The organism is Raineya sp. (assembly GCF_053497555.1).
On record NZ_JBRCWE010000030.1, the window covers coordinates 56,085 to 81,072 of the forward strand.

At 39.7% G+C, this 24,988-nt stretch carries 19 protein-coding genes, 1 pseudogene and 1 riboswitch; of the genes and pseudogenes, 12 read left to right on the plus strand and 8 right to left on the minus strand.

The genetic code is table 11. The annotated features are described in order from the left end of the window. Positions 1–21 precede the first annotated feature (21 nt). The 4 genes from ACWITO_RS03720 to ACWITO_RS03735 form a co-directional block, all read right to left on the minus strand. Positions 22–3,120 (minus strand): glycosyltransferase family 117 protein, encoded by a 3,099-nt coding sequence (locus ACWITO_RS03720; protein ID WP_448528665.1) that lies wholly within the window; start codon positions 3,118–3,120, stop codon positions 22–24. A gap of 78 nt (positions 3,121–3,198) precedes the next feature. Further along, entirely contained in the window at positions 3,199–3,873 is a 675-nt protein-coding gene (locus tag ACWITO_RS03725) for a vWA domain-containing protein (RefSeq protein WP_448528666.1), read from the minus strand. 109 nt (positions 3,874–3,982) lie between these two features. Beyond that, positions 3,983–4,789: a toxin-antitoxin system YwqK family antitoxin gene (locus ACWITO_RS03730; protein ID WP_448528667.1), complete on the minus strand. Its 807-nt coding sequence runs from the start codon at positions 4,787–4,789 to the stop codon at positions 3,983–3,985. Positions 4,790–4,825: 36 nt separating this feature from the next. After that, the gene (locus tag ACWITO_RS03735; protein WP_448528668.1) at positions 4,826–6,385 is read right to left on the minus strand and encodes a hypothetical protein; all 1,560 of its coding nucleotides are present in this window, start codon (positions 6,383–6,385) and stop codon (positions 4,826–4,828) included. Between the two features lie 108 nt (positions 6,386–6,493). On the opposite strand from ACWITO_RS03735, the gene hisS reads away from it, so the two are divergent. Continuing rightward, positions 6,494–7,873 (plus strand): histidine--tRNA ligase, encoded by a 1,380-nt coding sequence (hisS, locus tag ACWITO_RS03740; RefSeq protein WP_448528669.1) that lies wholly within the window; start codon positions 6,494–6,496, stop codon positions 7,871–7,873. A gap of 20 nt (positions 7,874–7,893) precedes the next feature. After that, positions 7,894–8,562: a deoxyribose-phosphate aldolase gene (gene deoC, locus ACWITO_RS03745; protein ID WP_448528670.1), complete on the plus strand. Its 669-nt coding sequence runs from the start codon at positions 7,894–7,896 to the stop codon at positions 8,560–8,562. Here the strand turns inward: deoC and ACWITO_RS03750 are convergent. Continuing rightward, on the minus strand, positions 8,559–9,734 hold the full coding sequence (locus ACWITO_RS03750) for a sigma-54-dependent transcriptional regulator (protein WP_448528671.1): 1,176 nt from the start codon (positions 9,732–9,734) through the stop codon (positions 8,559–8,561). The two genes, deoC and ACWITO_RS03750, sit on opposite strands and share 4 nt — an antisense overlap. Before the next feature lie 176 nt (positions 9,735–9,910). On the opposite strand from ACWITO_RS03750, the gene ACWITO_RS03755 reads away from it, so the two are divergent. Beyond that, entirely contained in the window at positions 9,911–11,167 is a 1,257-nt protein-coding gene (locus ACWITO_RS03755) for a homoserine dehydrogenase (protein WP_448528672.1), read from the plus strand. 50 nt (positions 11,168–11,217) lie between these two features. On the opposite strand, the gene ACWITO_RS03760 is transcribed toward ACWITO_RS03755, so the two are convergent. Further along, complete coding sequence (locus ACWITO_RS03760) at positions 11,218–12,261, minus strand: efflux RND transporter periplasmic adaptor subunit (protein ID WP_448528673.1); 1,044 nt, start codon at positions 12,259–12,261, stop codon at positions 11,218–11,220. 232 nt (positions 12,262–12,493) lie between these two features. Between ACWITO_RS03760 and ACWITO_RS03765 the strand changes: the two genes are divergently transcribed. The 7 genes and pseudogenes from ACWITO_RS03765 to ACWITO_RS03795 all read left to right on the plus strand — a co-directional run bounded on the left by ACWITO_RS03765 (position 12,494) and on the right by ACWITO_RS03795 (position 19,073). Beyond that, the gene (locus ACWITO_RS03765; protein WP_448528674.1) at positions 12,494–13,768 is read left to right on the plus strand and encodes a cation:proton antiporter; all 1,275 of its coding nucleotides are present in this window, start codon (positions 12,494–12,496) and stop codon (positions 13,766–13,768) included. Between the two features lie 104 nt (positions 13,769–13,872). Then, positions 13,873–14,655: an adenosylcobinamide-GDP ribazoletransferase gene (locus ACWITO_RS03770; RefSeq protein WP_448528675.1), complete on the plus strand. Its 783-nt coding sequence runs from the start codon at positions 13,873–13,875 to the stop codon at positions 14,653–14,655. Further along, positions 14,610–15,203, plus strand: a complete 594-nt coding sequence (gene cobC / locus ACWITO_RS03775) for an alpha-ribazole phosphatase (protein ID WP_448528676.1) — start codon at positions 14,610–14,612, stop codon at positions 15,201–15,203. Before ACWITO_RS03770 ends, cobC begins: the two co-directional genes overlap by 46 nt. A gap of 10 nt (positions 15,204–15,213) precedes the next feature. Next, a riboswitch (cobalamin riboswitch) is annotated at positions 15,214–15,409 on the plus strand. A 115-nt stretch (positions 15,410–15,524) separates the two neighbouring features. Then, complete coding sequence (locus ACWITO_RS03780; protein ID WP_448528677.1) at positions 15,525–17,366, plus strand: TonB-dependent receptor; 1,842 nt, start codon at positions 15,525–15,527, stop codon at positions 17,364–17,366. A gap of 18 nt (positions 17,367–17,384) precedes the next feature. Further along, positions 17,385–17,537: pseudogene (locus ACWITO_RS03785) on the plus strand (cysteine-rich CWC family protein); the annotation flags it as partial. Positions 17,538–17,573: 36 nt separating this feature from the next. After that, the gene (locus tag ACWITO_RS03790) at positions 17,574–17,960 is read left to right on the plus strand and encodes an acyl-CoA thioesterase (protein ID WP_448528694.1); all 387 of its coding nucleotides are present in this window, start codon (positions 17,574–17,576) and stop codon (positions 17,958–17,960) included. 18 nt (positions 17,961–17,978) lie between these two features. Then, positions 17,979–19,073, plus strand: a complete 1,095-nt coding sequence (locus ACWITO_RS03795) for a YncE family protein (RefSeq protein WP_448528678.1) — start codon at positions 17,979–17,981, stop codon at positions 19,071–19,073. A 57-nt stretch (positions 19,074–19,130) separates the two neighbouring features. Here ACWITO_RS03795 and ACWITO_RS03800 read toward each other — a convergent pair whose 3' ends face one another. Together ACWITO_RS03800 and ACWITO_RS03805 are read right to left on the minus strand one after the other, a co-directional pair. After that, positions 19,131–21,503 carry a ribonucleoside-diphosphate reductase subunit alpha gene (locus ACWITO_RS03800; RefSeq protein ID WP_448528679.1) on the minus strand — a complete coding sequence of 791 codons (2,373 nt, stop codon included), beginning with the start codon at positions 21,501–21,503 and terminating at the stop codon, positions 19,131–19,133. Positions 21,504–21,695: 192 nt separating this feature from the next. Further along, complete coding sequence (locus ACWITO_RS03805; RefSeq protein ID WP_448528680.1) at positions 21,696–23,357, minus strand: ABC1 kinase family protein; 1,662 nt, start codon at positions 23,355–23,357, stop codon at positions 21,696–21,698. 202 nt (positions 23,358–23,559) lie between these two features. Here ACWITO_RS03805 and ACWITO_RS03810 point away from each other — a divergent pair, with 202 nt between their 5' ends. Both ACWITO_RS03810 and holA read left to right on the plus strand, forming a co-directional pair. Beyond that, a complete protein-coding gene (locus ACWITO_RS03810) occupies positions 23,560–23,898 on the plus strand; it encodes a hypothetical protein (protein ID WP_448528681.1) in 339 nt (112 codons plus the stop codon). A gap of 44 nt (positions 23,899–23,942) precedes the next feature. Continuing rightward, on the plus strand, positions 23,943–24,971 hold the full coding sequence (gene holA, locus ACWITO_RS03815; protein WP_448528682.1) for a DNA polymerase III subunit delta: 1,029 nt from the start codon (positions 23,943–23,945) through the stop codon (positions 24,969–24,971). The last annotated feature ends 17 nt before the right edge of the window (positions 24,972–24,988 follow it).

Genomic DNA, 24,988 nt, shown 5'->3' on the forward strand with positions numbered 1-24,988 from the left:
TCTTGCCTATGAGGTTTTTTGCTACTCTAACTCTGATTCTGTACTAGCACTTAACTTGCGGGCATATTTTTCATAAAGTCCTTTGCATTTCGCCGCCTCTTCAGGTTTTATCTTTTGCAAATCTTTGGAATATTGATAGAAAATAAACATTTGTTGCCTCATTTTGAAATCGTTGCGAGGGCTGTAATTATCCATAGCGTAATCAATAACTACTTTTGCCTGCTCGGTAATGTGTTTGTAGAGGCTATCGGCGAGGCTATTTTCGCCCACTTCATAGAGCAAAGGCACTAATTGAGCCACATAGAAATCGTAAGGTATGCTTTCTATGGGTATTTTTTTCAGTGAAAACAACATCAATTCTTTGGCTTTTTCCTTTTTTCCTTCCTCAATGAGTGTTTTGGCTACTTCGTAAATATGCTCGCGAGCCTGCGAAATGAAGCCAAAATAGTCTTCATTATGATACACCTTGGGATTATCCAAACCTCGCCAATACATTTTTCTTACAATTTCTTTACCCTTGAAATTGTGTTTTTTCTCTTTCATTATTAGCTCGTAGCTCAAATCGGCATTCACAAAAATCTCTTTATTGGGAGCAAGTAAACCCACAGGTACAGGAAGCAGGCGATAAGCCAATCCTTCAACTTGCATATAATCTTTCAGACCTACATAATCTTCGTCGCTGAGCTTGGGAGCAAAGTAAATAGGTCTTCGCCAATGGTTGTTGGCAATGATATTGAGAATGACAAACTCATCTTTATCTATTCGGTTCTTGTTTTTGGGTAGTTCCCAATACATTCCATATTTGAGCAAAGTATCTGCTCCATTAGGCAAAAAGCCTGCACTCTTGATGTAGTCTATATCTTTGGAAGTATCCAGAATAAGTTTTCGGGAAGGCAAAAAGTTCTCAACATCTTCTTCAGAAGTAGGAATTTGGGTGTATCTGTTATTTTGTACAACCAAGTTCATATATTGTTGAAGTTCTATACCTTGCTCATAAAGTTCTTTGGCTTCTTTATCGGGCATAAAAGGGTGTTTGGTAATGAAAACTACATCATTCATTCCCATTCGGTAATGCTCTTCTTTCAATGAAATGGGGAGTGGGTCAGAATCGTAAGCGGCTTGTTTCATTTGGCTGATGTACCAATCTGTACCCAAAAGACTGGTATTGCATACTCTCACATCGGTTCGGAAACCTTCCACTTCTTGCACATACCAGAGCGGGAAAGTATCGTTATCGCCACCTGTAAAAAGAATGGCATTCGGCTCACAAGAGCTTAATAAGTTTCGTGCTGAATCTACGGAATAGTAACGATGAGAGCGATTGTGGTCGTCCCAGCCTTGCCAAGCCATAAGCCCTACGCAAAGTACGCCCAAAATACTCGCTACCCCCCAAGAGGTAGGGTTTTGGTAAGAGGGCGAAGTTTGCGTTTTTTTAACAAGTAGCGACTCAATAAGTTCTATGAGTGCAAGCACGCCAAAGCCAATCCATATTGCAAAAACATAAAACGAACCTACATAGATATAATCACGCTCACGAGGCTCAACGGGAGGAGAGTTGAGGTAAATAATTAGAGCAATGCCCGTAAGGAAAAAGAGTAATCCAAGCATTACTGCTGTTTGCTTATTACGAATAATATTGAAGGCAAGTCCCAACATTCCCAAAATAAAAGGGATTCCATAAAATCGGTTACGAGCTTTGTTGTTTTTGATGTAGTCAGGGGCATCTGTATCATTTCCAAAAAGCAAAACGCCTGCGTCCTTAATATCACTTTCTCTGCCTATAAAATTCCACCCAAAATACCGCCAATACATATGCCCCAATTGATAAGAGAAAAAGAAAGCAATATTATGGGCAAAACTTGGGTCTTGACCTTTTTCAAGTCCTAAATATCTTTCGTAAAGCGAAACGTGATAGGGGTCTGAACTGTATATACGAGGGAAAAACATCATTCTCGCACTTTCATCATATTTGGGCTCGCGGTTGTAGCGATAAATCACGTATTTACCTTTTTCCTTATCTTTGGTGTAAATGGGAGAGGTATTGATGTAATCTACGGGTTTTTCAGTGTAGATAGGTCCAAAAAGCAAAGGACGACTGCCATACTGCTCTCGGTTTAGGTAAGAAATAAGCGAAACCAAATCTTCGGGATTGTTTTCATCAATAGGCGGATTGTAAGCAGAGCGTATCAAGATAATTCCATAAGAAGCATACCCTACGAGTACCAAAGAAACACCCAACAAAATTGTATTCAGAAGCGGTTTTTGTTTTTTTATAGCAAACAAAATTCCCCAAGTAAGTCCTGCTACAATCAGTAAAATCAGAAAGATAATTCCCGAATTGAAAGGCAAGCCCAAAACATTTACAAAAAATACTTCAATGCTCTTGGCAAATGTAGGAAGCCCCGGAATAAGCCAAATCAGAAACAGCAAAATACCTGAACCTGCCATAATCGCATATATGATACCCTCGGGGGTAACTTTGAGTGCTTTCTTGAAATAATAAATCATTGCAAGGGCAGGAATGGTAAGCAAATTGAGTGGGTGTACGCCAATAGAAAGCCCAATCAGATAGGCAATAAGCAAGAGCCAACGATACTCACTTTGGGTATCTTGCAGAGTATCCCATTTGAGCATTGCCCAAAAAATAAAGCCTGTCAGAAAAGAGGACATCGCATACACTTCGGCTTCTACGGCAGAAAACCAAAACGAATCTGAAAAGGTATAAGCCAAAGCTCCAACACTGCTGGCAAGCATTATGCTGTGCGTTTGAGCTTTGGTAGGCTCAAAATCTTGTTTTCTTTGATTGAAAAACTTAATTGCCAGCAAACTAATTGACCAAAACAAAAAAAGTATGGTAAAACCGCTACACAATGCCGATGAAACATTCACCATAAAGGCAATTTGAGAAGGTTCAAGGGCAAGCATTGCGAACATTCTATTGACAAGCAAGAAAAAAGGCGTACCCGGAGGGTGGGGTACTTGTAATTTCGCCGAACAGGCAATAAATTCGCCACAATCCCAAAAACTTGCGGTAGGTTCAAGTGTGAGCAAATAAACAGCTGTTGCAATCAAAAAGATAATCCAGCCAAATAAGTTATTGAGTTTCTTGAAATACTGCATTTTTATAGGTTTTAGATACGAAATTTAGACACCAAATATTAGAGTTCAGAAATATGGATTTCACAAAAAACAAAAAGGTCAGACGCTATTGGCAATAGCATCTAAAATGGTCTGATAATCAATTTCACTCAGTCCTTCACCTGCTTTGGAAGGGTACTGAATAGTATTTTCCCAGTGGTTGGCAATATCAGTCCAAGCGTAAGCATCAGGGGAGTATAAAATGAGACGTTTGGCGGCACGATTCATAGTTTGCCCGTCCCAAAGGTCGGTGAGGTCATCAAAATTTTTAGGAATTTGAGTTGTTGGGTAGTTTTGTGGCTTGCTATCCGCTTTAAATTCCAAAGGGTGCGTGCTGGCATCTGTCCATAGTACAATAATTTGCCTGCGTTTATCACCTTCTTTGCTCCAATCAGATTGAATAGCAAGAGCCAGAGCCTCCAAGCCATTTTCGGGTTCATCTCCGCCGCCATCGGCTTGGATACGACTTACAAATGCCTGAAATGATGATTTTTCATCGGGTAAAGTAAAAAAAGGAGAAACCTGCATAGCCATATCGCCATCTACATAATAATCGCGAAAGGTAATAACTTTCACACGCAACTTATCAATATGCTTGGATTTTTGCCTCATTTGTACCGAAAGGTCATCATAAAATTTGAGAGCATTTTCTTTTACTTTGTCAATAATCGGCGACATAGAGCCTGTGGCATCAATACAAAGTACAATATCTACGTGATAGCTTAATCCTTGCATACAAAGCTTTTTGAAATTTTTGCGTAAAAATAGGAAAAAAATATTTGAAAAACCGAACTAAGGAAAGGTTTTGAAAAAAATTACAAAATCGTGGGCAGGTTGTGATGGATTAGTCTTGCTTTATTCTGCCATTTTCGTCATATTCACGAATTTGCACTTCGGTTTCTTCGTCATACCATATTTTGGGATAGTAGGTTTCTTTTTTACGCTTGCCGTTGGGATAATATTCTACCCACAAGCCAATTTTTACATCATTCTGAAATACTCCTTTTTCAGCAAGATTTCCGTTGGGGTGAAAGCGAAGATAAGTGCCTTCTTTTTTGCCATTTTTGATGGGGATAACTTCTTTTAGTTTTTTCTGCATTTCGTCGTGATACGAAATTTTGGACTCTTTCAAGAATCCTCGGTAATATTTAGTTTTTTCCAGTAGCACAAAATCTCTATCAAGAGCATCTTTGCCATATTTTTCCCACCTGCCGTGCTTGACACCAAAGTAAAAAAATCCTTCTTCTACTACTCGGTTATTTTCTGTTTTTTTGTAAGGTCCGTGTAAGATTTTCACTTCGTCCCAAGGCATTTTGTCGTAGGTACTCACGATAATTCTTTTTTTCTGCGGGTGAAAGGCATAAATTTCCTCAATGTATTTATTCACCAGCCCTCGGTCTTGTACTTTAAGATAATGAAAAACCTCAATGGTTACATTAGAGCTTGTTTTTTTAATAAAACTTTTACGAACTTTTTTGCCATAATAGACATTTTTGGGCTCTTTTTTCTCCTTTTGCTCTTTTTTTTCTTTGGGCAGTTTAATCCGCAAATCGGGAATAGTATCTGTTTCCAGAAGGTTATCTTCTTTTTCTTGGGCAAAAGCAGTAAGGAACAAGCCCCAACATAATAAAACGACAAAAGGAATTCTCATTTTTTTCTTTTTCTGATTAGCCCCGCAAAAATTGTGCTATGCTTGTTTGCCTTTCATTCTGAGCTTTATATCAATGTATTCGTACACGTAAGCCACAATAGAAAAGAGCAAGAAAATAAATGCAAGCGTTTCGGAAAAGAATATACAACTTGTAATGAGAATGAAAATGAAAGTGATTACCCCCAAATTTCTAAACAAACTCATATACACAAGTATAGGGCGAGCTTTTTCCATAAGGTCATTGGCTCTATCTACATACTGATTGATTTTCAGGCTCAAACTTTGCAAACGCCTACGCAAGTTGCCTTGAATACTATCATCACCCAAACCCTGCAAAATAAGATTGTGTACTTCCTCTTCTTTTTCGTTGAAATTACGAGCCAAACGCACCAAGTTATCAATCTCTTCGGTCATTTTGGTATAACGCAAACGAGAAGCTATCACGGAAAGGAAAAATAAGGCACAAAAAAGTGTTTCTATGGAAATAAGCATAATTAGGTTAGAAGGTTGTAGCAGTCTGTTCCAACTTCGGCGGGTATCTGCATTGAACTTGAACAAAAGCACATTTTTTAGCAGACTCATCGCCTCCGACCAGAATACACGCATTTCAGTATTTTTTACGATAGGTACAACTTTTTTAGGATTTTTAATATCCAAAAGTGGCTCTACTTGTTTATAGCGATAATCAGCCTCTTCGGCAATGGGTATTGTTTTATCATAGCTCTTGATAATTTCTGTGCCATCAGATTTTTTTTCTGCCTCTTTTACATTTTGAATGATATGCACATTGGTATCTGATAAAAAAATTCTTTCCTGTAATGTAAAGTTAAATCTTTCAGAGGCAATAATAGAAAGAAAGCCCGAAAATGCCAATGCCCCAAACATTACACTTTCCAAAATATAGGCTTCCACACGCGAATGTTCGTTGCGTAATCTGCCTTCTACTTTAATAATTTCAAGGTCGTTGTGGTCTATTTGGTAATCAAAATTATCAATAAAAAGGCTTCTATCTTCCATTTCGGGGGATAAAAGCGGACTTTTATCATCTTTTTTGCCAAGCCTTTTTATCCATTTACCAAAGGGGAAAGGTTCTATAAGAGGAGAGGTAGCTATAAACTCATTTTCGTGTTCTTTGGGTACGCTGATGCTACTAAACGAAAGATATACCATTATCCCCGCATATATCAAAAAAACAATGATATACACAGCCACTTCCGACTCGGGGCGTACCCCTACAAAAGAACGATAAAAGCCTTGCTCCTGAATAGCTCCTGAAAGAATATAGGTTACAGAAAGTACATTAAATATTCGGAAAGCAATGGAAAGTAAAGAAATTTTCTCCTCATAATAACCTGCACGCAGAAACTCGTAATTTCCTTTTAGGTTATGAAAACGTACAAAAACCCAAATAGCAGTAATTGCCGTAATGATAAGTTGTATAATAGCAAAAACAACAAACTCTGATGTATTGTGCTGGTCGCTATCTTCCATACTACGATACACCCCCATAGAAAGCCAACGTAAGAGCATATCTACTATAAAAGGCGGATAATAAAAGTGTACGGTACGAATTTGTTGTTGAGTAGCGGTGCTCATAGCTATTTTTGTTTGGCAGTTTTATGCAAAAATAAATAGAAAGTTTGGAATATGAAAAAGCCTTTGAAAAGTTTTTGTAATTTTGCGAGCTAAAATTACCATTTGAAAATGAAACAAAAGCCTACTCTGCCACGCGGTACTCGCGACTATACACCTGCTATGATGTTGCGTAGAAATTTTATTATCGCACACATCAAAGAAGTTTTTGAAAAATTTGGCTTTTTGCCCCTCGAAACCCCCGCAATGGAAAATCTTTCGGTACTAATGGGTAAATATGGCGAAGAGGGCGACCAACTTCTCTATAAAATCCTCAATCAAGGCGATTTTCTCAAAGATGTTCAGCCCGAAGATTTGCAGAAAGGCTCTAAACTCTTTGCTTTGCAAATTGCTGAAAAAGGCTTACGCTACGATTTGACCGTACCTTTTGCCCGATTTGTTGTGATGAACCAAAATGAACTGGCTTTCCCTTTCAAACGCTATCAAATTCAGCCTGTATGGCGAGGCGATGCTCCCCAAAAAGGACGCTATCGTGAGTTTTATCAATGCGATGCCGATGTGGTAGGCACTAATTCGCTCCTCTGCGAAGCAGAAATTATTTTAATGATGTACGAAGTTTTGGGCAAGCGTTTGGGCATACAAAACTTTGAAATCAAAATCAACCACCGAAAAATTCTTGCAGGTATTTCCGAAAGCATCGGAGCAGAAGGTAAGGAAGCTGATTTGTGTGTAGCCATTGATAAATTAGATAAAATTGGCAAGGAAAAAGTTGAGCAAGAACTTTCCCAAAGGGGCTTTTCGGTGCAAAATATCCAAGATTTACAACCTATTTTTAGCGTGCCTGAAAATAATGAAGAAAAAATAGCATTTTTAGAAAAGTTTTTACAAAAATCTTCTATCGGATTAGAAGGTGTCGCTGATTTGAAGCAAGTTTTTGAATATGTAAAGTATTTTGATAGCCAAACCGCATTTCCTGTTTCTGTGGATATTACCCTTGCAAGAGGACTTTCGTATTATACAGGTGCAATTTTTGAGGTAAAAGTTAGAAATTCGGCAGTGGGAAGCATTAGCGGCGGTGGGCGTTATGATAACCTCACAGGAACTTTCGGCTTGCAAGGAATGGCGGGCGTTGGCTTTTCTTTTGGCTTGGATAGAATCTATGATGTTTTGGAAGAGCAAAACCTGTTTCCTGCTCAAACCCAAAGCACTACACAAATTCTTTTTGCTAATTTTGATAAAGATAGCGAAAAGTTTGTTTTGCCTTTGCTAAAAAAACTGCGTGATGAAGGCTACAAAGCTGAAATTTACCCACAAAGCACCAAGCTAGATAAGCAGTTCAAGTATGCCGACAAAAAGCAAATCCCCTTTGTAATTGCAATAGGTTCGGAAGAAATAAAAAATAGTGAAGTAGCTATCAAAAATATGCGTACAGGCGAGCAAAAACGTATAAGCACCAATAATTTACTCAATTTCCTCAAAGAAACCTTTTAGCCTGATAAAACACTAAAAATATGCTACCTATCAATAAGTACATAGAACACACTTGCCTCAAACCCCTTACGACTTATGCCGATATTGATAAGCTCATTGCCGAAGCAAAAGAGTTTCACTTCTTAGGCGTATGCGTACCGCCTTATTGGGTAGAAAAAGCTCACAGAGATTTAAGAGGCACAGATATAAAAGTAGTTACGGTGATAGGTTTCCCTTTGGGCTATGAAAGAACAGCCACTAAACGCCGAGAAATGGAAGTAGCTATCCAAGACGGAGCCGATGAGCTGGATATGGTAATGACGCTTTCCGCCTTTGCCACAGGAGCTTACGATTGGGTAAAAATTGAAATTGCTCAACTTGCCAAACTTGCCCACGAAAAGGAAAAAATTTTGAAAGTGATTTTAGAGACCGCCTACTGGACAGATGAGCAAATTGCCTTAGCTTGCAGAATTGCCACCGAAGCAGGGGCAGATTTTGTAAAAACTTCCACAGGGTTTGCTTCGGTAGGAGCTACCGTGGAGCATATACGCTTAATGAGAAAAAATTGCCCTGATACCATTGGTATCAAGGCTTCAGGAGGAATTAAAAATCTGCAAACTGCTCTTGCAATGATTCAGGCAGGGGCAGAGCGTATTGGCACTTCCTCAGGGACAAGCATTATGCAAGAATGGCTCGCCCAACACTACTAAATTTTGAATACTGCGTATTTTTGAGCATCTTGCAGGGTGATTTTTTCGCCACTCAAAATAACGAGCCTTTCTACCACATTTCTAAGCTCGCGTACATTACCCGACCACGAAAGTTCTTGCAAAAAGGTTATGGCTTCGGGGGTGATGCTTTTGGGCTTGGTTTTGTGCTCTTCGGCTATATCATTCAAAAATTTATTCACAAGCAGAGGAATATCCTCTTTGCGTTCATCAAGCGAAGGAACTTTGAGAATAATTACGCCCAAGCGATGAAATAAATCTTCTCGGAAATTGCCTTTGCGAATTTCTTCGCGTAAATCCTTATTGGTAGCGGCAATTACCCGCACATCTACCTCTATATCCTTATCACCGCCTACTTTGGTAATTTTCTTTTCTTGCAAAGCTCGAAGCACTTTCGCCTGTGCCGAAAGGCTCATATCGCCGATTTCGTCAAGAAAAAGCGTGCCTTTGTTAGCCAGTTCAAACTTGCCTTTTTTGTCTTTGATAGCTCCTGTAAAAGAGCCTTTTTCGTGCCCGAAAAGTTCGCTTTCAATGAGTTCACTTGGAATAGCGGCACAATTTACCTCAACAAAAGGCTCATCTTTACGAGGACTTTGCTCGTGCAACTGACGAGCAACCAATTCTTTGCCTGCTCCGTTGGGTCCTAAAATCAACACACGGGCATCGGCTTGAGCAACCCGAGTAATTTCAGCTTTTAGCTCTTGCATTACTGCCGATTCGCCCACGATTTCATATTTTTGGCTCACTACCTTGCTGATAGTTTTTTTCAAATTTTTATTCTCTTGCACCAAATCTTTCTTATCCAAAGCATTTCGCAAAGTAACGAGCAGTTGTTGCAAATTAGGTGGTTTTTCAAGAAAATGATAGGCTCCGTATTTGGTGGCTTCCACGGCTATTTCTATATTGCCGTGAGCCGAAAGCATAATAATTTGTGTATTTTTGCCTATTTCACGGAATTTGCGAAGCAGTTCCATTCCGTCCATTTTGGGCATTTTTATATCGCAGAAAGCGACATCAAAATCTTCATTAGAAAGCATATTCAGCCCCTCGTCGCCATTTTTAGCCTCTTTCACTTCGTGCTTTTCATCTTCTAAAATGCCCCTCAAAGCGTTTCGGATAGAGGCTTCATCATCAATTATCAGAATTTTTGCCATACATTTTGTATTTGGCACGAAAAATAAAAACTTTACACAAAAACGCCAAACAATTTTTTTCAAAGAAAGTTTGATACTTACGAAAGCAAATTGTAATTTTGCATAAGCAAAAAAGAAGCAAGGAAAGTCCTATTGGCAGATAGGCATTTGGTTGTACCTTCAAATTCTTTTTTGCTATGAACCCCAAAAAACTGAAAATCGGTCTATTTGGCTTTGGCTGTGTTGGTCAGGGCTTGTACGACATTTTGAACAAAAACGAAAATTTCCCCGCCGAAGTAGTTCGGATTTGCATTAAACACCCCGAAAAGCCTCGCCCCTTAGATTTGAGCTATTTTACTACCCAAGCCCAAGAAATTTTGGAAAATCCCGAAATCAACTTGGTTGTAGAGCTGATAGACAATGCTGATGAGGCTTTTCAAATAGTTTCCCAAGCCCTAAAACGCAAGAAGCCCGTAGTTACTGCCAACAAAAAAATGCTTGCCGAGCATTTGCCCGAACTTTTAGAATTACAAAAGCAGTATCAAACACCTTTACTCTACGAAGCCTCCGCTTGTGGTAGCATTCCCATTATTCGCACTTTGGAAGAATACTACGACAACGAGCATTTGTACGCTATCAGCGGCATTTTTAATGGCTCTACCAACTACATTCTTACAAAAATTGCCCAAGAAAATTTAAGCTATGAAGTAGCCTTGCGAAAGGCTCAGGAATTGGGCTTTGCTGAATCTAATCCTATTTTAGACGTAGGCGGTTTTGACCCCAAATACAAACTTTGTATTTTGGTACTTCACGCCTTTGGCTTGGTGGTCAGTCCTGATGAAGTTTTCAATTATGGAATAGAGCAGTTTTCTTTGCAAGATTTACAATATGCCAAAGAAAAAGGCTTGAAAATCAAACTCATCAATCACGCCGAAAAAGTGAGTAAAAACGAAGTGGTAGTTTTCCTGATGCCCCAACTCATAGATAGCAATCACCCACTATTTCACGTAGAGAACGAAACCAATGGCGTGATTGTAGAAGCGGCTTTTTCGCAGAAACAAATTTTTATAGGCAAAGGAGCAGGCGGACACCCCACAGGTTCAGCGGTACTTTCGGATATTTCGGCTTCGCTTTACAATTACCGCTACGAGTACAAAAAAAGCCATTGGAATAGCCACCTACAATTCACCGAAAAAGTGCTTTTGGAAATTTATTTGCGTTACAATGAAGAAGAAGAGCTACAAAACGTTCCTTTTGAGCATATTTCCGAACTGTATCATTCAGAAAGCTACAAATACGCTATCGGGATAATTTCTTTGCAGAAACTACATCAAATAAAACCCTATCTGCAAGAAAAAGGTATTTTCGTTGCTTATACAGGCAAAAAAATTCAGCCTATTGCCATAAATCAGGCAAAACAAACCCAAAAGCAAGTTTTGTTGGAAACCATCTAATTTTGGAAAGCATAGGGCTTCGTTTTTTCAGCGAAGCCCTCTTTGTTAAGTTATTCTCGCAACTTTCTGATTTGCAGAGAGCTATTAGGTTTTACAAAAAGCAAACCTGTGGTGGCAATGGTATCACCTGCTTGCAAGCCGCTCAAAACTTGTACCTCGCTTTCTTTGCGTAAGCCAGTTTCTATGCTTACAAATTCGGCTTTGCTCTTACGTATTACCACCACTTTTTTGCCTCTGGTTTCAGGAATAACCGCCGCAGTAGGAATCAGCAGGGCATTTTGTTTTTCATTTCCTCCTAATAGCACCCGAGCAAACATTCCTGCCATCAGATTTTTATCCCCATTTTCAATTCTGGCTCTTACTTTCAGGTTGCGAGTGCTGGCATTTACTTGCTGTTCGGTAGCCATTATGCGTGCCTGATACTTCACACTGCTCCCTTCTACAAGCATTTCTACGCTACTTCCTATCTGTATTTTGGTAAGGTACTGCTCAGGTACGTTGAAATCTACCAAAAGTTGGGGACTTTGTAAGGTAGTAATGATTTGATTAGGGCTTACGTAGCTACCCAAACTTACCTGCTTCAAACCTATTTTTCCTGCAAATGGGGCAGAAATGATTGTTTTGCGAATTTGAGCCTGTATGAACTCGGCTTCAGCCTCTAAGGTTTTGATTTGCGTTTGGGCTTGGTCGTAATCTTGCTGATTTACACCTCCTACTTCTAAAAGTTTTTTCAGACGTTCCTCATTTTTTCGTGCCAATTCCAACTGCACTTGCACTTTTTTGAGTTGAGCTTGCAAATCATCACTATACAACCTCCCTAAAATAGTACCTTGTGCCACAAAACCCCCTTCGGGCAAGTACAAATACGCCAATTTGCCCGCTACTTCCGAGCGAATTTCAACTATATCTTGGGCTTGAAGCGTACCACTAACTTCCAAAGGGCTAACCAACTCTCGGCTTTTTACAATCATTGCCTCTACCGAAACAGGTGGCTCGGTTTTGGGCTTATTAGCTACTTCTGTACCTTTGCTATTGCTACAAGCCTGCAAAAAAACAAATCCTACTATGCCATAAATGAAGCTAAATAAACGCATTGTTTTGTGGTTTAACCTTTTTATTATACTGAAAGCAAATAGGTTTTCGGATTTTTTCTAAATCATTGGAAATCAGAAAATAAAACCTTGCAATCTTGAAAATGATTTTCATTTTGGTATAAAACGTAAAAATACTTGCTTTTGGTGCAAAAAAGTTGGCTTTTTTCTTGCCTTTCTGCCGAAATGTGTAAATTTGTAAAATAAGTTTTTCAGGCAAAACTATTTTTAGCTTATGGATTTAATCAATCTGCTGACCCTACTGACGGTACTAATGGCTTCTTTTGCTTTTGTCAATATTCGCTATCTCAAACTACCCGAAACCATTGGTTTGATGATAGTTTCTATTTTCGTTTCTTTTGTTGTAATTGTAGTAGGGCATTTTGAACAAAGAGTCTATGATTACGTCAAGAATATCGTTGATGATATTGATTTCAGCAAGGTGCTATTTGATTTTATGTTGAGTTTTTTGCTTTTTGCAGGCTCTTCGCATACTGATTTTTCTACACTCAAAGAAAACCGCTTTCAGATACTAATGCTCGCCACGGTGGGTGTTGTAATTTCTACGCTACTCATCGGCTCGCTGGCTTATCTTGTTTTTTCACAAATGATGGGCTTGGGCATAGATTATATGTATTGTCTTATTTTTGGTGCTTTAATTTCGCCCACAGACCCTATTGCTGTGCTAGGTATTCTGGCAAGAGCCAATGTTCCCAAAAAAATTGAAATTACCATTGTAGGCGAATCGCTTTTCAATGACGGCGTAGGCGTAGTAATTTTTGTGCTTCTGCTCAATATCATTCACGTAGGCATAGAAAAAATTGAAGCCTCTGATGTAGCTTGGCTTGTGATTAGAGAGGTAGTAGGAGGTTTGGCTTTGGGATTTCTTTTGGGGTGGATTACTTATGAATTGCTTCGCCGCATAGACCACTACCAAACCGAAGTAATGATAACCCTCGCTGTTGTAATGGGAGGCTATTTGCTGGCTCGGAAGTTACACGTTTCGGGACCTTTGGCAATGGTAGTAGCAGGGCTTTTCACAGGGAGCATCGTCAAGAAAGAGGCAATGTCGCAAACCACACGCGATTATGTGCATAAATTTTGGGAAATGATAGATGTATTGCTCAATGCGGTACTTTTCCTGATTATGGGCTTTGAAATTATCATTATTCAATTTGATTGGCACTATTTGTATGCCAGTGTAATGGTGATACCCATAATGCTTTTGGGGCGTTATCTTGCTATTACGCTTCCCAAGCCATTTTTCCGCCGTAGGCTCAATACGGATATTCGTACCGATTTTATCCTGACTTGGGGGGGCTTGCGAGGCGGCATTTCTATCGCAATGGCTCTTTCGCTGGCGGGTATTCCTAACTATCAGTTTATTGTTTTCGTAACTTATGCTTTGGTGATGTTTTCTATTATTGGACAAGGGCTTACCATTGAACGCTTTGTAAGAAAGTATTTTGCTGAAAAAAAGCAAATCAGCGTAGAACAACAAGAAACTTGAAGTTTATACCTACATTTATGGGTTTTGTGGGTTTGTTAGGATTAAAGTGATTTTTCAGAGATAGGGAAACCCAACCTGCAAGTTTTTTTCAAGAATAACAAAGAATGAGAGAGCAAATCAGGATTTTTTGGGTGGCTTTGATGTTTTACACGCGTATTCCTTGCCCCAAAAATACTCCACACGCACCTAAGTATCTCAACAAAGCTACTCGTTTTTTTCCACTTATTGGCTGGATAGTAGGTGGAATTTCTTTTTTGGCTTTTTGGATAAGTAACTGGCTATGGGGAACTTCTATGGGTGTAGTTTTTGCTTTAGCAGTAGGCGTATGGATTACGGGGGCTTTTCACGAAGATGGTTTAGCCGATACTTTTGATGGCTTTGGTGGCGGTTGGAGCAAAGAGAAAATTTTAGAAATTATGAAAGATAGCCGTATCGGCACTTTCGGCGTTCTTGCTCTTATTTTCCTGATGCTCTTCAAAGGGCTGGCTCTACAAAATATTCTAGCTCGTACAGGCAATTCTGCGGAAACTTTATTCATTTTTCTTACTTATCATTCACTTGCTCGCCTGAATGCGGCTAATATCATTTTTAACTCCCAGTATGCTCGCGAAGATGAGCAAAGTAAAGCCAAACCCATTGCCCAAAGTTTTGGAAAAGCAGAAGTGGTTGGAGTGTATGTTTTTGGTCTGCTACCGCTCGGCTTTTTGAGCTATTGGAACATAATGGCTCTATGGGTTGCTATTCCTTTGGGGGTGCTTTTTTTCTTTGCTAAAAGATATTTTGAAAAATGGATAGGCGGCTACACAGGCGACTGCTTGGGGGCAGTTGAGCAACTTTCTGAATGTTGTATCCTTTTGACTTTTGCGGCGATATGGAAGTATATGTAGTGCGTCATACGGCGGTAAAGGTAGAAAAAGACCTTTGTTACGGACAAATGGAAGTCCCCTTAGCCGATACTTTCGCAGAGGAAGCCCGCTATTTGCAAAGCAAACTGCCCGATAGCTTTGATGCCGTTTATTGCAGTCCTTTACAAAGATGCTACAGGCTTGCCCAAGAGTTTCCGTACAAAAATATTTTTTATGAAAAAGCCCTTATGGAAATGAATTTTGGCAAGTGGGAAGGCAAAAAATGGAACGAAATCAACCAAGAGGAACTGCACAAATGGATGGAGGATTTCGTAAATATCTCTGCCCCCAGTGGCGAAAACCTATTGGGGCTTTATGAGCGAGTAAGTGATTTTATGAATAGTTTGCGAACAAAAGATTACCAAAAGGTCTTGCTTATCACACACGCAGGCGTGATACGCTGTTTGTGGGCTTATCTTTTAGAAATTCCCTTGCTCAACATTTTCAAAATCCCCGTAGCCTATGGCGAAGTATTCGCCTTTTCTTTGGGAAAAGTTTCTAAAAATGATTGGATTTTTATGAAAAATTAACTTTTTTCCTTATCTTTGCCCTGCATTTGGTAGCCTGTTTGCAATCGCAAGTAGGCTTTAATAGGGAATACGGTGCAAATCCGTAGCTGTCCCCGCAACTGTGAGTCGCGAAGCAGTTTTGTCAAATCCCCTGCCACTGCCCTTTGGGGTGGGAAGGCTGACAAAATGCGACAAGCCAGGAGACCTGCCAAATGAACCGTCTTTTTCAGAGCCTTCGGGTGAAAGGTGCTGAAATGCAAAATTTTTAGCAAGTAAGTTCTTGCTCATTTTTTTCCATTTCAGAGCTTTTACAAAAGGCTTTTTGCAAAAAAAGTCTTGGAAATGCGTTTTGTGTTTTTCTTATTGAGTTTGTTTTTTTGGCAAATTGCTTTTGCCCAAGATACCATTGCCCCCATTGAAGTAAAAGGCTACCCTTACAAACGCTATGCCGTAGGGGCAAAATCTTGGCAAGCCGATAGTCTGCTTTTAGCTCAAAATGCAGGAAATTTGGCTTCGGAATGGCTTTTGCGTTATAGTGGCGTGTATCTGAAAGAATACGGCAACGCAATGCTTGGCACAACGGCTTTTAGAGGCACTTCCGCAGGGCATACGGCTGTACTTTGGAATGGCATCAATATCAATTCGGCAACACTCGGCGAAAATGATTTGGCTACTTTACCTGTTTTTGCCAATTCTAATATGGCTCTGCAAATGGGTTCAGCATCTTCGCTTTTTGGTTCAGAAGCTATTGGCGGAGCTATCTTGCTTTCTAATTTGCTAAATATTAAGGAAAATTTTTTGCAGTTTAGGCAAGAAATAGGAAGTTTTGGAAGAAACTTTACAGGTTTGCACTTTTTACAAAATGCTACAAAATGGCAGTTACAAAGCAATTTTTACCGCTTTTCTCTGCAAAACAATTACAAAATACCTGCCCTGCTTGGCGAAACTGAAAACAATACCCCCGTAAATTATTTTGGCACTAATCAAGATTTTTCTTTACAAACAACTAACAATCAAAAACTTACTTTTCACAATTGGTTACATTCTAATTTTAGGCGTTTGAGCAATGGAGCTACACTTTTAGAAAAAAATTGGCGTACAGCACTTGCTTGGCATAAAAAGTTTTCAAAAGATTGGCTCTTGGAGGGTAAAATTGCCTACATCAACGATTTTATGCTCTACAACAGGCAAGATACTACCCAAACAAAGCGTTGGGTTGGAATTGCCCAAATGCAAAAAGATTTCGGTAAAGTCAGTTGGCAAGCGGGTTGGCAAAGTCAATACTTTTTGATGAATGTTGATGCCTACGGCGAGGCTAAAACCGAACTGCGAAACGATGCCTTTCTGCTCACTCGCTTGCAAGTTATGCCCGCTTGGGCAGTAGCCCTCAATGCCCGAAAGGTTTGGGTAAGCGGCTATCAAACGCCTTTTACACCTGCTTTGGGCTCGGAATGGTATTTTTGGCAAAAAAATGGCAATACTTTGCTTTGGAAATTGCAAGTGAGCAGAGGCTACCGCTTGCCTACACTAAACAGCCGTTATTGGCAACCCGGAGGCAATCCGAACATTGCCCCTGAACAAAGTTGGAACTACGAAACAGGCTTGGTTTTTGAGCGAAAAACCCTTAAAAGCAGTCTGTTTGCCGAAATCACTGCCTATCAAATGCAAGTAAAGGATTGGATTATTTGGCAACCCACCGACCAAGGTTTCTGGTCGCCGCAGAATTTGCAAGACGTAAGCTCGCAAGGTATTGAGCTATCTTCGCATTTTTGCCAAAAAATTAGTGAGCAATGGAAAGCCCAAGTTTGGTTCAATTACACCTATAATTTGGCTCGCATTGAGCAAATTCGCAACGATGCAAGTAATCGTTTCAGAGGGAAAACTTTGCCCTATGCCCCACAAAATCGTTGGAGTACCACACTGCTTTTAAGCTACAAAACACAAACCCTACTTTTTACAACACACCTTACTGATAAGCGTTTTACAGATTTGGATAATATTCAATTTGTAAAGCCTTTTTGGGTAAGCGATTTGCAATGGAGTAAAAACTGGCAAAGCAAGAAAACACAATGGCAAATAGCTTTGCAGGTCAATAACCTATGGAACCGAAGTTATGAAAATATTTTGAACCAATTTATGCCCAAACGCAACTATCAAGCGAGTATAAATGTAATTTTGAAGTAAATTGCAAATTTCTGCCTGATGCCAAATCACGAAAATAAAATTTGCCCTGCTTGTGGCAAAATGTTTGAATGTAAATTGGGTAGCATTACGATTTGTCATTGTTTTTCGGTGCAACTCAGTAAGGCAGAGGCAAACTATTTACAAGAAAGGTACTCCGATTGCTTGTGTAATACTTGTTTGCAAAAAATTCCTAAACTATACCAAAAAATGCAAGAATACGCCTCACAAATTCAAGCCGCAGAAACACGCATCTTCAAAGTGGTGTTTCCCAATACCACCAACCACTACGATACGCTCTTTGGTGGTACTGCTCTGCAAATAATGGACGAAGTAGCCTTTATTACTGCTACTCGTTTTTGCCGAAAACGAGTGGTTACGGTTTCTTCCAGCAAAATAGATTTCAAAAAACCTATACCTGCCGATACCATTATTGAAGCCGTAGGCAAAGTGGTACGAGTAGGCAGAACAAGCCTTGATGTAGAAGTAGAAATCTACAAAGAAGAAATGTACGAAAACAAACGAGAGCAAGCCATCAAGGGTATTTTTACCTTTGTAGCCATAGATGAACACAAAAAACCAACTCCTATTGTTTAACCTAAAAATCCGATTGTTATGAAAAAAATTTTTCGCTCTTTGCTTTGGGGCTTGGTAGCCAGCAGTTTGCTAACCGCCTGTACTACATCAGACCCTCAACCTTCATCAGGAAAATACGGAAGGGGGACGCTCATCATCAACGAAGGTAACTTTTCGCAAGGCAATGGCTCGGTGAGTTTTATGAAAGAAGATGGCACAGTAGAAAATGGCATCTTTGAAGCCGAAAATGGTGGAAATGGCATCGGCGGTATCATTCAATCTGTACGAGGTTATTCTTTGGGCTTTTTTGCAAGCAACGCTGATAAGCTCGCTATCGTTACCAATGCCCAAGATAAAGTAATTATCTGCGATGCAGATACACTCAAAGCTGTGGCAGTTATTCAGGGAAGCAATGCCATAGAAAACCCACAGGCTTTCGCCGCAGTAGGGGAGAGAGGCTTTGTAACCAATTGGGGACCTATCGCCGATGCTTTCGGACCCAGCCCCAAAGGGTTTCTGACAGAAATCAATTTGCGTACGCGTACTTTTACAAGAAAAATTCCGCTTAATGGAGTTCGCCCACAAGGCATTGTTTCTGCCAATAATAAAATTTATGTTGCCGATAACAACACCAACAGGGTATTAGTTTTTGATGCCTCTGGCAACCAAACAGGTAGCATCACGGTTGCCAACCAACCCGACAAACTCGTAGCCGATGCATTGGGTAAAATTTGGGTTATCTGCAACAGCAACCCCGATTTTGTCAATTTCATTGATAACAAAGGCACTTTGGTAAAAATCAACCCTTCTACCGACCAAATAGAAGCTACTATCAATAATGTGCCTTGCGATGGCTTTAACTCTAAAATAGCCGTTTCGGCAGATAGGGTGTTTATACTTTCAGGAAAAAAGGTCTTTGCAGTAAATACTGATACCAATGCCGTATTTGAATTTATCAATAATACCGATTTTGGCTTGTATGGTTTAGGGGTAAATCCTATTACCCAAGAAGTATTTATCGGGGAAGCCACTTTCACGCAAGCCAGCCGAGTTCGTCAGCTCTCCCCTACAGGCAATTTGAAACGTGAAGTAAGGGCAGGCATCGGCACAAATGGATTTTTGTTTTACAGATAATTACCAAACACAAAGGGCTTCGCAAAAGCGAAGCCCTGATATTTTTTTGATGTATTTTTATCCACTACAAGACTCACAGGCATCGGGATTATCCAAAGAGCAAGCCATATCTTTGAGTTTTTGCTCGTAAGTCATTTCCTTTCCTTGCTGAACTTCCTGCAATACGTTGGTATCCGTAGTAAATTTTATAGCACTTGCGGCGGCTTGAGTACGCATATAATACATTCCTGTTTTCAAGCCCAATTTCCAAGCGTAAAAGTGCATAGAAGTCAGTTTGCCAAAGTTAGGCTCCTTGATAAATACATTTAGGCTCTGACTCTGACAAATAAATGCTCCTCTATCGGCTGCCATTTCCAAGATAGATTTCTGCTTGATTTCCCAAGCCGTTTTGTAAATTTCGCGGATATTTTCAGGAATTTCTTTGATTTCCTGAATAGAGCCGTCGTAGGCTTTAATTTTCTCACGCATTTTTTCGTTCCAAAGTCCAAGGTCTATGAGGTCTTTGAGCAGGTGTTTATTTACCACAATAAATTCTCCCGAAAGCACTCTGCGGTTGTACATATTGCTGGTATAAGGCTCAAAACATTCGTTATTACCCAAAATTTGCGAGGTAGAAGCCGTAGGCATAGGGGCAAGAAGCAGAGAGTTTCTTACGCCATACTTTAAGATTTTTTGTTTCAAACCTTCCCAGTCCCAACGCCCCGAAGTAGGTTTTACGCCCCACATATCAAACTGGAATATTCCCTTTGAAATAGGCGAACCTTCGTAGGTTTCGTAAGGTCCGTATTTTTGGGCAAGTTCCATAGAGGCTTCCAAAGCGGCAAAATAAATGGTTTCAAAAATATCTTTATTCAAACCACGAGCCTCTTCGCTATCAAAAGGCATACGAAGCATAATAAAGACATCTGCCAAACCCTGAACACCAATACCAATAGGGCGATGACGTCTGTTGCTACGTTCTGCTTCGGGGACAGGGTAGTAGTTGATATCTATGATTTTATTCAGGTTACGGGTAACCACTTTGGTAACTTCGTAAAGTTTCTGATGGTCAAATCTGCCATTGACAACATATTTGGGCAAAGCCAACGACGCCAAATTACAGACCGCTACTTCATCAGGCGAAGTATATTCAATGATTTCGGTACAGAGGTTAGAACTTTTAATAGTTCCCAAGTTTTTCTGATTAGATTTCTGATTGGCGGCATCTTTGAAAAGCATATAAGGCGTTCCTGTTTCAATCTGTGATTCTAAGATGTGGAACCACAAATCCTGAGCCTTCACTACTTTTCTTGCCCTTCCTTCCAATTCATATTTTTCGTACAAACGCTCAAACTCCTCGCCATAACATTCGTGTAAGCCCGGAGCTTCGTTGGGGCAGAAAAGCGACCAAGTTTCATTTGCCTCTACGCGTTTCATAAACAAATCGGGTATCCAGAGGGCGTAGAATAAATCTCTTGCACGCAATTCTTCTGCACCTTGGTTGCGTCTTAGCTCCAAAAATTCAAAAATATCGGCGTGCCAGGGTTCCAGATAAATGGCAAAAGCTCCTTTCCGTTTGCCTCCGCCTTGGTCTATGTAGCGTGCCGTATCGTTAAAAACTTTCAGCATAGGAATAATGCCATTGGAATAGCCATTAGTTCCCTTGATATAAGAACCCGTGGCTCTGATATTATGAATGGAAAGCCCTATGCCACCTGCTGATTGAGAAATTTTAGCACATTGTTTGAGTGTATCGTAAATGCCGTCTATGGAATCTTCTTTCATTGTGAGCAAGAAGCAACTGGATAGTTGTGGTTTGGGCGTACCCGCATTGAATAGGGTAGGGGTAGCGTGAATAAACCACTTTTCAGACATTAGGTTGTAGGTTTCGATGGCGGCTTCAATATCGTCTTTGTGTATGCCCACCGCTACACGCATAAACATATGTTGGGGGCGTTCTACGACTTTGCCATTCATTCGCAACAGATAAGATTTTTCAAGCGTTTTGAAGCCGAAATAATCAAAATGATAATCTCTGTCGTAAATAATGGTAGAATCCAGTAAAGCGGCATTTTTACGAATAACCTCATAGACATCTTTGGCGATAAGCCCTGCGTTCTCGCCTGTTTTGGGGTCTATGTATTCGTAAAGCCTTTTCATTGTGTTGGAAAAAGACTTACTGGTTTCTTTGTGCAAGTTAGAAATTGCAATCCGAGCCGCTAAAATGGCATAATCGGGGTGTGTAGTAGCCATTGCGGCGGCGGTTTGTGCCGCAAGCTCATCAAGCACTGTGGTAGGGATTTTATCGTAAATGCCCGAAATTACCCTTTTTGCAATTTCCACAGGCTCTACAAAACGCATATCCAAGCCATAGCATAGCTTTTCAATACGTGCCGTGATTTTATCAAATTTCACGGACTCTAAACGACCATCTCTTTTTTGTACTAACACGAGTATTTAAGTTTTTTACGTTGATTGATGATAATGAGATTTTTCAAAAATTCAAAAAATAAGCATTACAACGTGCTACAATGAACTTCAAAATTAAGTTTTTTCAAGCAAAAATTTTTTTTGATGTAAGGTTTTATTTGCAAGGTACAAGTTTTTTTCAGCCAATATACTGATATTGAAAACTTTACTTTTTCAATCATCACCCAAAAAAGACTTAAACACCAGCACCAACATCAAGAAAATTGCCAAAGAAAAACTAATAATACTCAGGGTTGAAATTTTAGAGGTTTCGGTATTTATCATTAGCGAAGCACTCAGCAGCAAACCCACTATCAGAATACTGATAGCCAAATAACGAATAGCTTTGGTAAGGCTATGAATAGCTGGTTCGTAGCCTGTAAGCTCGGTTTCTATATGCAGTCTGCCTTTACGAAGTTTTCGTAAAATTTCCCGAACTTCACGAGGAAAATCATTCAAAAAACCTACAAAAGAGCGTGCCGTATTGAGAGCCTCTTCGCTCAAATTTTTAGGGGAATATTGGTCTAAAAAAATCTTGATACCATAAGGGCGGAAAAATTCGTAGGGCTGGAATGTTGGGTCAATGGTTTTGCCAATGCCTTCCAAAATAGTCAGGGCTCGTAAAATAATAAATACGCCCCCGGGCACTTGCAAGCGGAAATCACGAATAATTTCTTGCAAGCGAGCCGCCATATCGCTCATACTGGACTGATTGACATCAAGGGTAACAAAATCGTCAATAAGTTCGGCAAGGGCATTTTCAAAAACTTTCTCATCTTCAATTTCGGAATCTATGGCTAAACGCTTGAAATTCCGTGCCATTTCGGTAGGATTTTTTTGAGCCATAGAAATCAGAATACCCGCAAAGGCGAATCGGTCGTTTTTGGAAAGTTTGCCCACCATTCCAAAGTCAATCAAGCATATCGTACCATCTTCTTTGATGAGAATATTGCCTGGGTGGGGGTCGGCGTGAAAGTAGCCGTGTTGAAAAATTTGTGTTAGGTAAATATCCATTCCAATTTCGGCAATGCGTGTGGGGTCGTGTCCCCATTTACGCAACTGATTGACATCTGTAATTTTACAGCCCTTCACAAATTCTAATACCATTACTTTGCGAGTAGTGTATTCCAAAAAGGCTTTGGGAACATAAAAATTCTTGTAATCTTTGTAATAAGTGCGAAACTGGTCTATGTAGCGGGCTTCGTTGGTATAATCCAACTCTTTTTTGATGCTTTTTTCAAACGCTGCCACGATATCCATAATATTGTAGAAGCCCTGAGCCTGAAAAAACTTATTACCACGCTTTACAATATCTTTGATAATGGCAAGGTCTGTCATAACTTTTTGGGCTACATCGGGGCGTTGCACTTTCACCACCACCTCTTGTCCATTAGCAAGTTTTGCCAAATGCACCTGCCCAATAGATGCCGAACCCAAAGGCTTTTCGGCAAACTCTAAAAAAACTTCTTCAAGGGGCTTTTTTAGCTCTCTTTCAATGATTTTTTTGGCTTCTTCTGTGGGGAAAGGAGCTACTTGGCTTTGAAGTTTTTCAAATTCGTGTTGATACTCTTCGGGAATAATATCAGGACGATTGGCAAGAATTTGGGCAAGTTTCACAAAAGTAGGACCCAGTTCTTCTGCCGCCATACGAGCCAGTTCGGGGCGAGAATACTGATGAACAAATTTTTCGCCACGCAAACGAGCCAAACGCTTACTGGCAGGAACTATGGCTTTCAGAGGGGTGTTGGCAACCAAATCCTCAAATCCGTATTTGAGCAGAACGTTGGTTATTTGGCGAATTCTTTTTAAGTTGCGAATGGTTTGCCCCAAAAGCATATTTTTGCAAAATTTGAGTTGTGCAAAATACGTTTAATTTCAAAAAAAGCAAAATTTTATGCTAATTGTTTAGGTATAGTTTGCTATTAGGAAATAGGAAATAGGAAACAGGATTTAGGAAATTGGAGATTTAGAAGAATTAAAACTTGAACCTCAAACTATTGAACCTTTAAACTTTTTTGAACACAAATAATTACATTTTATGAAAACCCTTTTCTTTTTTTTCTTGGGAACTTTGATAGGCTACATCTTGGGGCGAATACAAACACACCGTACCAAAAAGACTCAATCGGCAAACAATGACTTCCAAGTAACCGACGAGATGATTGTACGTTTTGCCAATTTGCGAAAAGGCATCATTTCGGCAAGCGAACTTGCCTCCCAAACCTCTTTAAGCTCCGAAGAAGCCCAAAAAAGACTTGAAAAATTGGTAAGTATGCAAATTGCCGAACTGCGTGTCAGCGAAACAGGGCAAATTTTATACGACTTCACTAAAAATCAGCCTGATTTGCTTGAAAAAATCAAATCGGAAAAAATTTGAAATCCAAAGTTTCAAACCGCTCATATCTAATTTGCCAAAACCTTATGCCAGCATTGAAATTTGAGGAAATACGTAAAGATTTGCAAAATCGCAAATTTGCTTCTGTATATTTTTTGCACGGCGAAGAAAGCTATTACATTGACTACATCACCGATTTTATTGAACAGAATGCCTTACAAGAGTTTGAAAAAGGCTTCAACCAAGTGATAATGTATGGCAAAGACTCACAAGTAGGGCAGATTATCAACAATGCTCGCCGTTTTCCGATGATGGCAGATAGACAAGTAGTAATTGTCAAAGAATTTCAGGATTTACCCGAATTGCGAAACGAAGAAGGACAAAAAAACTTACAAAAATATTTGGAAAACCCTGCTCCAAGCACTATTCTGGTGCTTGCTCACAAACACAAAACCTTTGACAAACGCAAAAGTCTTTACAAAACGCTTGAAAAAAATGCTGTTGTTCTTGAAACTAAAAAGCCTTATGATAACGAAATTCCCAAATGGATTGAGCAGTTTGTAGCAGAAAAAAAATGCAAAATTTCCCCAGTGGCGGTGGCTTTGCTGGTAGAGTTTGTTGGTAATGATTTGAGCCGACTCGCCAAAGAAATTGAAAAAATGACTATCAATTTTGCAGAGGGTGAAAATGAAATTACCGAAGGGCTTGTCAGAAAGTATGTAGGCGAAAGCCGAGAATATACGGTATTTGATTTGCAGAAAGCTCTGCAAGAAAAAGATATTTTCAAAGCAAATAAAATTGTTCATTTTTTTGCCCAAAATCCCAAAGATAATCCGCTTATTCCTATTGTACTGATACTATTTCAGTTTTTTGCTAAGTTGCTGGTTTTGCATCAAAGCACGGATAAAAGTGAAACCCACTTGGCAGAGCTTTTAGGTATCAATCGTTTTTTTGTAAAAGATTATCTCAAAGCCGCTCAAAATTACCCTTTGCCCAAAGTAATTGCCTGCATTCACTACCTTCACGAAGCCGACTTGCGAAGCAAAGGTATTGATGCAGGCAATATGGAAGAAAGTGATATTCTGAAAGAGCTGATTTTTAAGATTTTACACTAAAAAACTCTAAAAAAGAA

Bases quoted from the DNA above. Each gene is read 5' to 3' on its own strand.
- ACWITO_RS03720 (WP_448528665.1), bottom strand. From the start codon at position 3,120: ATGCAGTATTTCAAGAAACTCAATAACTTATTTGGCTGGATTATCTTT.
- ACWITO_RS03725 (WP_448528666.1), bottom strand. From the start codon at position 3,873: ATGCAAGGATTAAGCTATCACGTAGATATTGTACTTTGTATTGATGCC.
- ACWITO_RS03730 (WP_448528667.1), bottom strand. From the start codon at position 4,789: ATGAGAATTCCTTTTGTCGTTTTATTATGTTGGGGCTTGTTCCTTACT.
- ACWITO_RS03735 (WP_448528668.1), bottom strand. From the start codon at position 6,385: ATGAGCACCGCTACTCAACAACAAATTCGTACCGTACACTTTTATTAT.
- hisS (WP_448528669.1), top strand. From the start codon at position 6,494: ATGAAACAAAAGCCTACTCTGCCACGCGGTACTCGCGACTATACACCT.
- deoC (WP_448528670.1), top strand. From the start codon at position 7,894: ATGCTACCTATCAATAAGTACATAGAACACACTTGCCTCAAACCCCTT.
- ACWITO_RS03750 (WP_448528671.1), bottom strand. From the start codon at position 9,734: ATGGCAAAAATTCTGATAATTGATGATGAAGCCTCTATCCGAAACGCT.
- ACWITO_RS03755 (WP_448528672.1), top strand. From the start codon at position 9,911: ATGAACCCCAAAAAACTGAAAATCGGTCTATTTGGCTTTGGCTGTGTT.
- ACWITO_RS03760 (WP_448528673.1), bottom strand. From the start codon at position 12,261: ATGCGTTTATTTAGCTTCATTTATGGCATAGTAGGATTTGTTTTTTTG.
- ACWITO_RS03765 (WP_448528674.1), top strand. From the start codon at position 12,494: ATGGATTTAATCAATCTGCTGACCCTACTGACGGTACTAATGGCTTCT.
- ACWITO_RS03770 (WP_448528675.1), top strand. From the start codon at position 13,873: ATGAGAGAGCAAATCAGGATTTTTTGGGTGGCTTTGATGTTTTACACG.
- cobC (WP_448528676.1), top strand. From the start codon at position 14,610: ATGTTGTATCCTTTTGACTTTTGCGGCGATATGGAAGTATATGTAGTG.
- ACWITO_RS03780 (WP_448528677.1), top strand. From the start codon at position 15,525: ATGCGTTTTGTGTTTTTCTTATTGAGTTTGTTTTTTTGGCAAATTGCT.
- ACWITO_RS03790 (WP_448528694.1), top strand. From the start codon at position 17,574: ATGCAAGAATACGCCTCACAAATTCAAGCCGCAGAAACACGCATCTTC.
- ACWITO_RS03795 (WP_448528678.1), top strand. From the start codon at position 17,979: ATGAAAAAAATTTTTCGCTCTTTGCTTTGGGGCTTGGTAGCCAGCAGT.
- ACWITO_RS03805 (WP_448528680.1), bottom strand. From the start codon at position 23,357: ATGCTTTTGGGGCAAACCATTCGCAACTTAAAAAGAATTCGCCAAATA.
- ACWITO_RS03810 (WP_448528681.1), top strand. From the start codon at position 23,560: ATGAAAACCCTTTTCTTTTTTTTCTTGGGAACTTTGATAGGCTACATC.
- holA (WP_448528682.1), top strand. From the start codon at position 23,943: ATGCCAGCATTGAAATTTGAGGAAATACGTAAAGATTTGCAAAATCGC.